Genomic DNA, 13,480 nt, shown 5'->3' on the forward strand with positions numbered 1-13,480 from the left:
CTCAATAAGAAATGTATTTCAATGATATAACATAAAAAACTCTTTTAGGGCGCGTTGAGATATCTGTATAGACCCTTATTTGAGGAAATATACTCAGTGTCCATCATGGGCATATTGTTGTGATAAGTTGGTCCTTGATGCGATGAAGGGATTCATCGCGTCCTAATAAAATAAGAACATCCAAAACACCTGGTGATGTTGCACATCCTGTAAGAGCTGCGCGAAGTGGTTGGGCGATAGATCCAAATTTGAGATTCTGTGTTTGTACACAAGAGCGAAGTGTTTCATCTAGAGTTTTTGTATCCCAAGAGGGGCAAGCTTTCAGAGCAAGATAAAGATCGTTTAAAATGGTTCGTCCATTTTTATCTAAGAGTATTTGAGCTTTTTCATCAAGTTGTAAAGGTCGTTGCGTAAAAATGAAGGAGGCATTGTCAATCAGTTCGCACAGTGTTTTTGAACGTTCTTTCAAATGCGGGATTGCTTTTAAAAATTGAACACGGCTTTTTTCATCAAGTTTTTCAATAATTTGTGCTCCCCTATCGGTTTCTGGTAGAATATTAAGAACGGCATCAAAAAGTTCTTGATCATTACTCATACGCATATAGTGTCCGTTGATGGAAATGAGTTTTTTGAGATCAAAACGAGCAGCACCTTTGTTAATATCCTCAATATCAAACCAAGAAATCATATCTTTAAGTGACATCAGTTCGTCATCACCATGACTCCAACCTAAACGGACAAGGTAATTGCGCAAAGCAGCAGGAAGATATCCCATTGTTCGGTAGGCATCAACACCGAGCGCACCATGTCGCTTTGATAATTTTGCACCGTTTTCACCATGGATAAGAGGAATATGGGCCATAACAGGAATGTCCCATCCCATTGCTTTAAAGATAATCGTTTGTCGGGCTGCGTTGGTAAGATGATCGTCACCACGTATAATATGTGTGATGCCCATATCATGATCATCAACGACAACAGCATGCATATAGGTAGGCGAACCATCAGAACGTAAAATAATAAAGTCATCGAGATCTTTATTAGGAAAACGGACATCACCTTGAACACGGTCATGTATGATCGTTTCTCCATCTTGAGGGGCTTTGATGCGAATAACAGGCTTAACACCTTTAGGAGCTTCAGAACTGTCACGGTCCCGCCAACGTCCATCATAACGAGGTGGGCGCCTTTCTGTACGGGCTTTTTCACGCATTTCAGCTAACTCCTCAGGTGAAGCATAACAATAATATGCTTTGCCATTCTTGACCAACTGTTCAGCGATTTGGCGGTGACGTTCTGCACGTTCGAATTGCGAAATAGGGGCGCCATCATAACTAAGACCCATCCAGTGCAAGCCATCTATAATGGCTTTTACAGCTGCTTCTGTTGAACGCTCTCGGTCTGTATCTTCAATTCGTAAAAGCATTTTTCCACCGGTATGTTTTGCATAAAGCCAATTAAAAAGAGCAGTACGAGCACCACCAATGTGAAGGAAGCCAGTGGGTGAAGGGGCAAAACGAGTAATAACAGACACGAATATTTTCCTTTAAACTAAGATATTACTTATGGAATTTTATAGAAAAGTCATGTTAGCATAAGTGATGGGGCGTGCAATAGCCGTATTGCGAGTTCAAAGTGGGGGACTGATGTTTTATAAAAGTAAAGAGGGTTTATCCGAAAAATCTGTTACAGAAAGAAAAAAGCCATGTCAGATAGGGCAGAGTGTTTTTTCTAGGTATAATGATGCAAAGAATGGTAGCTATAATCAACAAAAACTTTTTTTATTGACACTCTTAAAAGAAGTAATCATTTTTTTTCGCAAATGGTTAGAAGATTGTATTAATAAAGAAGTTTCTTTTGGTATCCTTTTTTCGCTGATTTTAGTCTTTTTTGCCCTAGGAATCATTTTCTATTTTCATTTAGAGTGGGAACCAAGTTGGGGACAATTGGGGGCGTTGGTCAGTATTTTTCTGGGAATATTCTATGTTGCACGTTTTTATCGAAAAATATGGATTCCCGTGGGGTTTCTGTTTTGTATTATATTGGGTGTTTTAGCGGCAAAAATAGAAACGTGGCGTATTGCAACACCCATGCTAAGCAGTGACATTGTCACTACATTGACGGGAAGAATTGTTTCTATTGAGTCAGGTGCCAAAGGAGGATTTCGTTTAGTTTTGGATATTTTGAATACAGAAAATCCCGTATTACGCCATAGTCTTCATCGTGTTCGTTTATCGGCAAGATATTTGCCATCTGGCTTAGCGATTGGTGATGGATTGCATGGAAAAGTTAAGATTCGTGCATTCTCTGGGCCGGTGCGTCCAGGAGGCTACGATTTTAGTTTTCATAATTATTTTAAAAGAATTGGAGCACAAGGCGTTTATTTAGGAAAACCAAGAAAAATATCCGTTTCGCAGCCTGATGGAATATTCGCTATCATTCTACAGAAAATTGAAAATTTACGCACGAAGATGACACAAAGAATCCGTATAGCCCTTGAAGGAGAAAAGGGAAGTGTTGCAGCTGCCCTCATAACAGGGCAGCGTGCTGGTATTTCAAATGAGACAAATGAAGCATTACGTACAGCTGGATTAGCTCATATTTTATCAATATCAGGTTTACATATGGCGTTGTTAAGCGGCATAGTTCTTTTGAGTATCCGTAGTTTTTTAGCATTTTTTCCAGTTTTTTCTTCCTATTATTCCAGTAAAAAATTTGCTGCTATCGTTGCTTTTATGATAACAGCTTTTTATTTGTTATTGTCGGGCTTAGCAATATCAGCGCAAAGAAGTTTTGTGATGATTGCTGTTATGTTGGTTGCTATATTGTGTAATCGCTCTGCTATAACAATGCGTAATTTTTCCATTACAGGGTTGATAACTCTAGCGATGACACCCCATGAAATATTAGGTCCTAGCTTTCAAATGTCCTTTTCTGCGACTGCTGCTTTGATCGCTTTTTTTGATTGGTGGAGTGGAAGGTCATTTTTTCGTAAAAGAAAAAAAACTCCCTCTTATGTTGGAGGAGGAGTGATAAATTTTGTTTTCTTATCGATGCTTTCAACATGTGCTTCTTCCTTTGTTGCAGGGAGTGCAAGTGGAATTTATGCTGCTTATCATTTTTCTAATATGGCATCGTTGAGCATTATCAGTAATGCTTTTGCTTTGCCTGTCATCTCAATTTTTGTCATTCCCTTTGGATTAATCGCAGTTCTTGCAATGTTAGGAGGATTCGAATGGCTTCCTCTTCAAATTATGGGTTTTGGAGTTGATCTTGTAATAAAGATTGCACATGCTATCAAGGCTATTTCTCCTGATTTGAATCCTGGTTTTATGCCGTTATCAGCGTTAGTTTTATTGAGTATAGGCTTGGTTGGACTGACTTTTTGCAAAACACCCATCCGGTTCTTTTTTAGTTTGTTTATTTTGGCAGGTATTTCTATTTGTGTAATGCATTCACCTGTACAACTGATTATAGCAGATAATATGCGTCTTGTGGGCGTTATCCATGATAAAAAATTATATATTGATCGTTACCATATTTCTAAGTTCACGACATCCATATGGAAAAAGTCATTTCGTGTGAATGAAACGATTAAACCAACAAAATATGGTCCTTCGTTGCACGGACAATTTATTTGTGATTATCATGTATGTACGTCATTATTAGAAAATGGATTAAGAGTGGTTGTTTTACAGAGAGAAACAGGTCAATGTGTAGAGGCAGATATTCTCATTCAGACATTTGTGATGCATAATCCAACTTGTTACAAGAAGGCAAAAATAATATTTATACCTCAACAATTGTTATCACGAGGAAGCGTTATGATGACCAAAGGTGGAGATATTATTTGGTCTTCGCTAGGGTTTCATAGACCATGGAATATGCACAGACAGCGTTCATAAAAACATATAATCAGTCATATTTTGCTTCACATTTGGATAATGACAAAACAAAAAATAACAGAAGACTTTTCTCATAATATTTTACGGTATTTAAATTGGTAAGTTTATCAACGTCATTGAAATGAGATAATAATCTACAGTTTTCTAGAAATAGATGATTTTTTATATCTGATCATTTTAATTTTTTCAAAAAAATTGATATGTGCATCTTTGTGCATCCTATTGATAGCACAAAATAAATCAAAAATTCTTATTGAATGAGAAAAATGCTAACAAATATTCTCAAAGAAATAAAAAAGATAATTGTTGATTATTCTATTTTATTCTTATCATATATTTCTATAACGAGTAACATCTCTTCAAGCAAAAGATGATGGTCAATTTAAATAGATTGCGTCAAGAGGTTATCTTTTATTATCATTATTATCGGTGGTAATAGGGGTGATAAATGCTGCTTATACGGATAGAAGGCAAAGTCATTTATGAATGTTCAGCAGTTAAAAAAAATGGCAGCTATTAAAGCGCTTGAGTTTGTTGAAGATGGTATGCGGCTTGGAATCGGATCTGGTTCGACAGTCAATGAATTTATTCGTCTTCTAGGTGAGCGTGTTGCGGATGGTTTGCGGGTGACTGGTGTTGCTACTTCAAAATATTCTGAACAACTCTGTCATAAGTTTGGAGTGCCTGTTAGCACTTTAGAACAAATACCTGAGCTGGATCTTGATATTGACGGAGCAGATGAAATTGGTCCTGAGATGATGCTCATTAAAGGGGGAGGGGGAGCATTGTTGTATGAAAAAATTGTAGCGTCGGCATCTCGTGCAATGCTTGTCATTGCGGATGAAACAAAGGTGGTAAAAAGACTTGGTGCTTTTGCACTACCAATTGAAGTTAATCCATTTGGTATCCACACAACATGCAGAGCCATTGAAAAAGTTGCTGATGATTTAGGGCTTTCTGGAAAAATTGCATTGCGAATGAATGGAAAAAATCCTTTTGAAACAGATGGTGGCCATTTTATTCTTGATGCATTTTGGGGCTGCATTTTGCAACCAAAACCATTATCGGATGCACTTCTTGCTATTCCTGGTGTTGTTGAGCATGGACTTTTTTTGGGGTTGGCTTCACGTGCAATTGTCGCTATGGCTGATGGTCAAACAAAAATTTTAGAATCTTTTGATTTTAGAGAAGACAGTTTCATGACGATATGTTAGCACAGTAAAAAAGGGTCTTAAAGATTTTAGGTAGAATAACGAATTAAAATTATAATTAGCGATCGGGGTAATCATTAAATGAAAATAATATTTTCTTTTCAGCGTTTTGTCGTATATTTGGGTGTAGTTGTCGTTTTTGTTGTGAATATTGGAATGGCTTATGCACAAGGTGTGAGCGATCAACATTTAGATTCAGCTAGAAAAGCTATAAGTGCCATTCACGCAACGGATCAGTTTGATAGTTTTTTACCAAATGCGGTAGAAGATCTTAAAACTGTACTGATGAGGGATGATCCAAACTTGGCAGCGGATATTTCTGATATTGTTGATAAGCAGGCGCTTGCTTTAATTAAAAGGCGCTCTGATCTAGAAAAAGAGATTGCTCATGTATATGCAAAATATTTTACTCAAAAAGAACTTGATGCAATAACAACATTTTATAATTCTGATACCGGTAAAAAGTTTTTGACAGAAGTTCCCAATATCGCACGTGATTCTTACTCAGCATTTGATATATGGCGTACTGCTTTTATGCAGGATCTTGTAGAAAATGTGAGAAAAGAGATGTCTGAAACACTTAATTTTAATAATTCTACGATGCCTACAAATGTGCCTATAAAATCAGAATCTTCAGGAAATAAAAAATAGCTTGATTGATATCATGACAACCAATGGGCAATTTCTGATTTTTAAAATAGCGGCGGTTTTCCCGCCGTTTTAAATATTTTAATGAGAATAAGTCTTTTTAGAATACTGCTTTATAAAAAAGGCTTCTTCAAAAGAAAAAAAGACTTTCATTTGATAATAAAAGATCTTAGCTTACTCTTGCAGATGTATAAGAAGGAATAATTCGTGGGCTCTTTTGACTTTGATTTATTTGTTATTGGAAGTGGTTCTGGTGGAGTGCGTGCAGCACGGCTTGCTGGAGGTCTTGGCAAGCGGGTCGCTATAGCAGAGGAATATCGTATAGGGGGCACTTGTGTTATTCGTGGTTGCGTTCCCAAAAAACTTTATGTTTATGCATCACAATATGTAAAAGAATTTAAGAAAAGTGTTGGTTTTGGGTGGGAATATGCGGATCCAATTTTTAGCTGGGAAAAGTTGGTTGCAGCTAAAAATAAAGAAATATCAAGGTTAGAAGGGTTGTATCGTAAGGGATTAGAAAATAACAATGTGCATATTTATGAAAGTCGTGCTACTTTTATAGATGATCACACATTAGAGCTTTCTGCCACGGGTGAGCGGGTAAGTGCAGAAAAAATTTTGATTGCAACAGGGGCAAAACTTGCACCAAATACGTCCATAGAAGGTGGTGAATTTTGCCTTACTTCTAATGAGATTTTTGACCTTAATCAACTCCCAAAATCAATAGTGATTGTTGGGGGAGGGTATATTGGTGTTGAATTTGCTAATATTTTTCATGAATTAGGTGTAAAAACAACACTCCTTCATCGTGGTGATTTAATCCTTCGTAATTTTGATCATGATTTGCGGCAATTGCTCAGCGATGCAATGATTGAAAAAGGGATTTCTATTCTCTATGGCATAACAATTTCTAAAGTGCAGGCTGCAGAAAATTGTTATGAAGTTGTTTTATCAAATGGGAAAATAATCAGAGCCGATCAGATTATGTTGGCTACGGGGCGTGTACCAAATACAATGGGTTTAAGACTTGAGCGGGCAGGTGTTAAGGTGAATGAATTTGGTGCAGTTGTTGTTGATGAGAAAATGACAACAAATATCCCCCATATTTGGGCTGTTGGTGATGTAACAGGTCATATTCAATTAACACCCGTTGCGATTCATGATGCAATGTGTTTTGTTAAGACAGCATTTGAGAATATTCCAACAACACCTGATTATGATTTAATTACAACAGCAGTTTTTTCACAGCCAGAGATTGGAACGGTTGGTCTTTCAGAAGAGGAGGCGGTAAAGCATTATAAGCGTCTTGAAATTTATCGTACAGTTTTTCGTCCTATGCGTAATGTTCTTTCTGGTAGTTCAGAGAAAATGCTTATGAAACTCATTGTTGATGGTGAAAGCCGTATTGTTGTGGGCGCTCATATTTTAGGGGAAAACGCTGGTGAGATGGCACAGCTTATTGGGATAGCTCTCAAAGGAAAGCTGACGAAGGATATCTTTGATGAAACGATGGCAGTGCATCCAACGATGGCAGAAGAATTGGTAACGATGTATAAACCAAATTATATATATGAAAATGGGAAGAAAATAGAAAGTTAAACAGCATATATTGCGGTAAAAAGCTTTTGATATGCCAATCTGTAAGATTAATCTTTAGAGAGAGTGTAATGATAAAAGAATGGGCACCTGACTCTTGGAGAACAAGGCCAATTAAACAAGTTCCGACTTATCCGGATAAGTCTATGTTAGAAGATGTTGAACGAAAACTGAGAAGTTACCCTCCTTTAGTTTTTGCCGGTGAAGCACGTGATTTAAAAAATGAATTAGCAGCTGTTGCAAAAGGACAAGCTTTTTTATTGCAAGGTGGTGATTGTGCCGAAAGCTTTGCAGAACATGAAGCTGATAATATTCGTGATTTTTTTCGTGTATTTTTGCAAATGGCGATTGTTTTGACCTTTGGTAGTTCTAAACCAGTTGTTAAAATTGGTCGTATTGCTGGTCAATTTGCAAAGCCTCGCTCTTCTGATATTGAAAGAAAAGAGGGAGTTGAATTTCCTGCTTATCGTGGGGATATTATTAATGGCATTGAATTTGAAGCAGGTTCTCGTATTCCAGATCCGCAACGGATGTCTATGGCTTATCGCCAATCTGCGGCAACACTTAATCTATTGCGTGCTTTTTCACAAGGCGGCTATGCTAATTTAGAAAATGTTCACACATGGATGTTGAGTTTTGTTTCTAACAGTCCGCAGGGAGAACGTTATGAATTATTGGCAGAGCGTATTTCTGAAGCAATTGATTTTATGCGTTCTATAGGGATTACATCCAAAACACATTCTTCATTGCGTGAAACATCTTTTTATACCAGTCATGAAGCACTGTTGCTTGGTTATGAAGAGGCTTTGACTCGGATTGATTCAACTTCAGGAAATTGGTATGCAACATCTGGTCATATGTTATGGATTGGTGACCGTACGCGTCAGATTGACCATGCTCACGTTGAATATTGTCGCGGCATTAAGAATCCTATAGGATTAAAATGTGGTCCTTCCATTGAGTCTGATGAGCTTTTAAAATTAATTGATATTTTAAATCCTGAAAACGAGCTGGGGCGGCTTACTCTCATTACGCGCTTTGGTTATGATAAAGTTGAAAGTTATCTGCCTAAACTCATCCGTGCCGTTGAACGCGAGAAGCGTGCGGTTATATGGTCATGTGATCCAATGCATGGCAATACAATTACTGCCAATGGTTATAAGACGCGTCCCTTTGATTATGTTTTAAAAGAAGTAGAGAATTTTTTTGCAGTGCATCGTGGAGAGGGAACTTATCCAGGAGGCATTCATATTGAGATGACAGGTCGTGATGTTACTGAATGTACAGGAGGGGCGCATGCCATTTCTGTGGACGATTTATCTGATCGTTATCATACGCAATGTGATCCACGGTTAAATGCAGATCAAGCGTTAGAATTGGCTTTTCTTGTTGCTGAACTCCTTAAAAAAAATCGCGTGACTGACTCGTTAGCAATTGCTGCTGGGGGGTAGGCAAAAATTTGCCTAATATTTTTTTAGATCATTATGGCAGAAGAGAATTTTAAAAAATGATATTTCCGATGATGAAGAATAAAGTTGTGGTTACTAAACTGATGAAATGATACAAAGGCTTATGAAAAATGATTTTCGGGTATCAATTGCTCAATTAAATCCTATTGTCGGTGATATTGAGGGGAATTTTTCTTTAGCTGTCATGGCGCATCAAAAGGCCAAAGAAGAGGGGGCTGATCTTGTTTTATTCACAGAACTTTTTATAAGCGCTTATCCGCCGGAAGATCTTGTTCTAAAACCTGCTTTTACAAAAACATGTGAAGAGACTGTTGAGAAATTAGCAAAGATAACCGTAGGCGGACCAGGAATTATCATTGGACTTCCATTAAGACGCAATGGCAATATTTACAACGGTGTCATGCTTCTTGATGAAGGGAGAGTCATTGCCGAAAGTTTGAAGTTTGATTTACCTAATTATGCTGAATTTGATGAAAAGCGTTTATTTTCTTCAGGTCCACGTCCTCAGCCTATTGTTTATCATGGAATTAAATTAGGAATAGTCATTTGTGAGGATATTTGGAATGATTCCTCTCTTAGTACAGAGCTTAAAGATAAAGGAGCGGAAATTATTCTTGTCGCTAACGGATCTCCCTACTATCGTAATAAAACTTTAAGACGTATAGATGTTGTTCATACGCAAGCTCTACAATCTGGGGTGCCAATTATTTATGCTAATCAAGTTGGTGGTCAAGATGAATTCGTTTTTGATGGCGGGTCTTTTGCCTTGAATGGACAAGGCAAAAAGATATTTCAAATGAAACACTTTGATAGCCATATTGCTTTAAGCCATTGGCAAAAAACAACGACGGGATGGTACTGTATTTCAGGTCCTAATGAAAGTCTTCTCAATGGATTAGCGGCCGATTATCAAGCTTGTGTTTTAGGTTTGAAAGATTACGTTAATAAAAACGGCTTTAAGGATGTTATTCTTGGTCTTTCAGGAGGAATTGATTCAGCCCTGTGTACGGCAATGGCGGTGGATGCTCTTGGTGCTGAGAGGGTTCGCACCATTATGATGCCCTATCATTATACTTCGCAAGAATCATTAAAAGATGCCAAAGAATGTGCTGATCTTTTGGGATGTTGTTATGAAATCATACCGATTGCACAACCTGTTGAGGCTTTTTTAAAGACAATGGCACCTGTTTTTTCAGGGTTATCCTCTGACGTCACAGAAGAAAATCTTCAAAGTCGTATACGCGGTACACTTTTAATGGCGCTTTCAAATAAATTCGGCTCAATGGTGGTAACGACAGGCAATAAGTCAGAAATGGCTGTGGGATATGCAACATTGTATGGGGATATGAATGGCGGGTTTAATCCTCTTAAAGATATTTATAAAATGCAGGTTTATGCATTAGCTGAGTGGCGCAATAAAAATCACTTGCACAATTTGAGAGGACCAGAAGGAATTGTCATTCCATCCAATATTATAGAAAAAGCGCCTTCTGCAGAGCTGCGGGAAAATCAAAAAGATGAAGATTCACTTCCACCTTATCCTATTCTAGATGATATTTTGCAATCTCTTGTAGAAAATGACATGAGTATTGGTGATATTGTTCAACGTGGGTATTCACGGGAAATTGTTGAGAAAATTGAACAGCTTCTTTATAGTGCTGAATATAAAAGGCGACAATCTGCACCCGGTGTAAAAATCAGTTACAAGAATTTCGGACGCGATCGTCGCTATCCTATAGTCAATCATTTTCGCGATAAAAATTGAGTATTATGTTATGGTTAAAGTTCGTTTTGCTCCCTCTCCAACAGGTTATATTCATATTGGCAATATCCGTATTGCGCTTTTCAATTGGCTTTATGCGCAAGCGCATAAAGGAGAATTTATTTTGCGCTATGATGATACAGATGTTGAACGTTCTAAACAAGAATATATTGATGCTATTGCTGTTGACCTTGAATGGCTTGGTATTCAACCAGATTCAATTTATTACCAATCTAAGCGATTTAATCGATATGATGAAGTTGCGGAAATTCTCAAACAACGCGGGCTTCTTTATCCCTGTTATGAGACTGCAGAAGAATTAGAGCGGCGTCGTAAAATCCAGCTTTCACGCAAATTACCTCCTATTTATAACCGTGCAGCATTAAAATTGACAGCAGAAGAGAAAAAAAACTTTGAATCTCAAGGTCGTAAACCCCATTGGCGTTTTCTTCTTCCTAATTTTGAAAGTGATCCTTTACAAACAAAGCGAACAGAAGTTTGCTGGAATGATGCAATAAAGGGAAAGCAGACGATTGATTTGGCTTCTCTTTCAGATCCTGTTCTTATTCGTGAAGATGGAAGCTATCTTTATACATTGCCGTCTATTGTTGATGATGTAGATATGGCTATTACGCATATTATTCGTGGGGATGATCATATTACAAATACAGGCGCTCAAATTGCTCTTTTTAAAGCTCTTAATGCAGAATTACCGGTTTTTGCTCATACCAATTTATTGGCGACAGTTTTAGGAAAAGGATTTTCAAAACGTAATAATGATCTTTCTATTCGTTCTCTACGGGAAAAAGGATTTGAATCTATAGCTGTTCAATGCCTTGCCGTTTTGATTGGGACATCACAAAATGTACATCCCTATCCCCATCAAGCAGCGCTTTTAGAGCATTTTAATTTACAAGATACATCAAAATCGGTTGCAAAATTTGATATTGCTGATCTTCTTTCTTTGAATAGTCATCTTGTCCATGAACTAAGTTATGAGGACGTTAAAATGCGCCTTAAAAAACTTTCTATTGAGGGAGATAAGGCGGAATATTTCTGGAACGCGATAAGACGCAATATTGATAAAGTCAATGATGCTGTTTTGTGGTGGAAAATCATTCATGATGAACAGAATTTTGATACAGTGGCACTAGAGGATCGTGTATTTGTGCGTCAATCACTCGATTTCTTACCTGAAGGTGCTTTGAATGAGGAAAGTTGGAAAATTTGGACAACAGCATTAAAAGAAAAAACAGGTCGGAAAGGAAAGTCCTTATTTATGCCATTACGTCAAGCACTTACGGGCATGGATCATGGACCTGAAATGGGAAAGCTTTTGCAGCTTTTAGGGCGTGAAAAGGTAATAGAAAGACTCTCTAAGAAATAAGAGAAACTTTTAAAAGGCATCTTTTATTTACTTTATGCTTACAGAGAGTAAAGGACGAGTCTATCTACGCGTCTTTATGAGCATGAATGCAGGAATATCATCACCAAATCCAAGGGGCGTGTAATTCTTATTTTTTCGTGAGCGTTGTTGCTCAGATGGCTTCTCCTTATTATTTGCATTTTTGATATATTCTGTTTTATTCTCTTCTACAGATTTTTTAGTGTGAGCAACAGGCTCTTTTGGAGCAGTTTTCTTTGATGATTTTGAAGATTTTTTCTTTACAACAATATCTTCTGTTTGAGCATCGGCTATTAAAGTTGAAAGATCTCCATTGAGCCATTCAATTTTTTCATTACTCATTTCCTCGATGGCATTGATATATTTTTGATCAGCTTTTGTAACGATTGTAAAGGCTTTTCCGCTGCGATTTGCACGTCCTGTACGACCAATTCGATGGATATAGTCTTCAGCATGTGTCGGAACATCATAGTTAAATACATGACTTACAGCTGGAATATCGAGACCGCGGGCAGCAACATCAGAAGCAACAAGAAGTGTAAGTTTATTATTTTTAAAATCAGCTAGGGTGTTCATGCGCGAATATTGGTCCATATCTCCATGAAGTGCCCCTACATTAAAGTTATGTTTGATAAGCGATCTAAAAAGTTCAGAGATATCTTTCTTTCGATTACAGAAAATGATTGCATTTTGAAGCTCTGCACCTTCATTTTGGATCAGCTCTCGTAAAACCGCTCTTTTATCCCATGATTTATTTCCAGATTTGACAAGCCGTTGTGTAATTGTGGTAGCTGTTGAGGAAGCTTTTGTAACTTCAACAGATACAGGAGAATGTAAAAATTGTTTCGTTAGCTTTGTAATTTCTGGCGCCATTGTTGCAGAAAAGAACAAAGTTTGACGCGTAAAAGGGGTTAGTTTACAGATGCGTTCAATATCAGGAATAAAGCCCATATCCAACATGCGATCAGCTTCATCAATCACAAGGATTTCAACGCCCATCAGGAGCAGTTTACCGCGCTCGCAATGATCAAGAAGGCGCCCTGGTGTTGCTATAAGAACATCAGCTCCCCGTTCAAGTTTGCGATCTTGGAGTTCAAAAGAAACGCCACCAATCAAAAGAGCAACATTTAAACGATGATTTATGCCGTATTTATCGAAATTTTCTTCAACTTGAGCTGCAATTTCTCTTGTTGGTTCTAAGATAAGCGTACGGGGCATGCGTGCTCTTGCACGACCTTTTTCAAGGAGAGTGAGCATAGGCAATACGAAAGACGCGGTTTTACCTGTTCCCGTTTGGGCAATTCCTAAAACGTCTTTTCTTTGAAGGACATGCGGAATTGTTTCACTTTGAATAGGTGTCGGAGCTGTATACCCCGCTGATTTCACCGCATTAATAACCTTTGCGGAAAGACCTAAATCATCAAAACTGTTTAAAGATGGTATCATTTTTTTATCAACTGCTCTGTGATTTTAACTGCGCTATC

General features: G+C 37.6%; 9 protein-coding genes. 7 read left to right on the forward strand and 2 right to left on the reverse strand.

What is annotated here, in order from left to right; all coding sequences use genetic code 11:
* Positions 1-103: 103 nt before the first annotated feature.
* Positions 104-1,534 carry a glutamate--tRNA ligase gene (gene gltX, locus ACFIMX_RS06920; protein ID WP_375694224.1) on the reverse strand — a complete coding sequence of 477 codons (1,431 nt, stop codon included), beginning with the start codon at positions 1,532-1,534 and terminating at the stop codon, positions 104-106.
* A gap of 112 nt (positions 1,535-1,646) precedes the next feature.
* Between gltX (ACFIMX_RS06920) and ACFIMX_RS06925 the strand changes: the two genes are divergently transcribed.
* The 7 genes from ACFIMX_RS06925 to gltX (ACFIMX_RS06955) all read left to right on the forward strand — a co-directional run bounded on the left by ACFIMX_RS06925 (position 1,647) and on the right by gltX (ACFIMX_RS06955) (position 11,978).
* The gene (locus tag ACFIMX_RS06925) at positions 1,647-3,905 is read left to right on the forward strand and encodes a ComEC/Rec2 family competence protein (RefSeq protein WP_375694225.1); all 2,259 of its coding nucleotides are present in this window, start codon (positions 1,647-1,649) and stop codon (positions 3,903-3,905) included.
* A gap of 482 nt (positions 3,906-4,387) precedes the next feature.
* The gene (rpiA, locus tag ACFIMX_RS06930) at positions 4,388-5,119 is read left to right on the forward strand and encodes a ribose-5-phosphate isomerase RpiA (RefSeq protein WP_375618356.1); all 732 of its coding nucleotides are present in this window, start codon (positions 4,388-4,390) and stop codon (positions 5,117-5,119) included.
* Between the two features lie 78 nt (positions 5,120-5,197).
* Positions 5,198-5,767 carry a DUF2059 domain-containing protein gene (locus ACFIMX_RS06935; RefSeq protein WP_375618355.1) on the forward strand — a complete coding sequence of 190 codons (570 nt, stop codon included), beginning with the start codon at positions 5,198-5,200 and terminating at the stop codon, positions 5,765-5,767.
* Between the two features lie 204 nt (positions 5,768-5,971).
* A complete protein-coding gene (gor, locus tag ACFIMX_RS06940) occupies positions 5,972-7,363 on the forward strand; it encodes a glutathione-disulfide reductase (RefSeq protein ID WP_375694226.1) in 1,392 nt (463 codons plus the stop codon).
* Positions 7,364-7,431: 68 nt separating this feature from the next.
* Positions 7,432-8,811, forward strand: a complete 1,380-nt coding sequence (locus tag ACFIMX_RS06945) for a class II 3-deoxy-7-phosphoheptulonate synthase (RefSeq protein ID WP_375618353.1) — start codon at positions 7,432-7,434, stop codon at positions 8,809-8,811.
* 121 nt (positions 8,812-8,932) lie between these two features.
* Positions 8,933-10,594, forward strand: a complete 1,662-nt coding sequence (locus ACFIMX_RS06950; RefSeq protein ID WP_375694227.1) for an NAD+ synthase — start codon at positions 8,933-8,935, stop codon at positions 10,592-10,594.
* Positions 10,595-10,604: 10 nt separating this feature from the next.
* Positions 10,605-11,978: a glutamate--tRNA ligase gene (gene gltX, locus ACFIMX_RS06955; protein ID WP_375694228.1), complete on the forward strand. Its 1,374-nt coding sequence runs from the start codon at positions 10,605-10,607 to the stop codon at positions 11,976-11,978.
* 60 nt (positions 11,979-12,038) lie between these two features.
* Here gltX (ACFIMX_RS06955) and ACFIMX_RS06960 read toward each other — a convergent pair whose 3' ends face one another.
* Entirely contained in the window at positions 12,039-13,442 is a 1,404-nt protein-coding gene (locus ACFIMX_RS06960; RefSeq protein ID WP_375618350.1) for a DEAD/DEAH box helicase, read from the reverse strand.
* Positions 13,443-13,480 lie beyond the last annotated feature (38 nt).

This window comes from Bartonella sp. AD24XZML (assembly GCF_042196485.1).
Lineage (GTDB): Bacteria > Pseudomonadota > Alphaproteobacteria > Rhizobiales > Rhizobiaceae > Bartonella.

Coding starts and splice junctions, on each gene's coding strand:
- rpiA (WP_375618356.1), top strand. CDS start 4,388: ATGAATGTTCAGCAGTTAAAAAAAATGGCAGCTATTAAAGCGCTTGAG.
- ACFIMX_RS06950 (WP_375694227.1), top strand. CDS start 8,933: ATGAAAAATGATTTTCGGGTATCAATTGCTCAATTAAATCCTATTGTC.
- gltX (WP_375694228.1), top strand. CDS start 10,605: ATGGTTAAAGTTCGTTTTGCTCCCTCTCCAACAGGTTATATTCATATT.
- ACFIMX_RS06945 (WP_375618353.1), top strand. CDS start 7,432: ATGATAAAAGAATGGGCACCTGACTCTTGGAGAACAAGGCCAATTAAA.
- ACFIMX_RS06960 (WP_375618350.1), bottom strand. CDS start 13,442: ATGATACCATCTTTAAACAGTTTTGATGATTTAGGTCTTTCCGCAAAG.
- ACFIMX_RS06935 (WP_375618355.1), top strand. CDS start 5,198: ATGAAAATAATATTTTCTTTTCAGCGTTTTGTCGTATATTTGGGTGTA.
- ACFIMX_RS06925 (WP_375694225.1), top strand. CDS start 1,647: ATGTTTTATAAAAGTAAAGAGGGTTTATCCGAAAAATCTGTTACAGAA.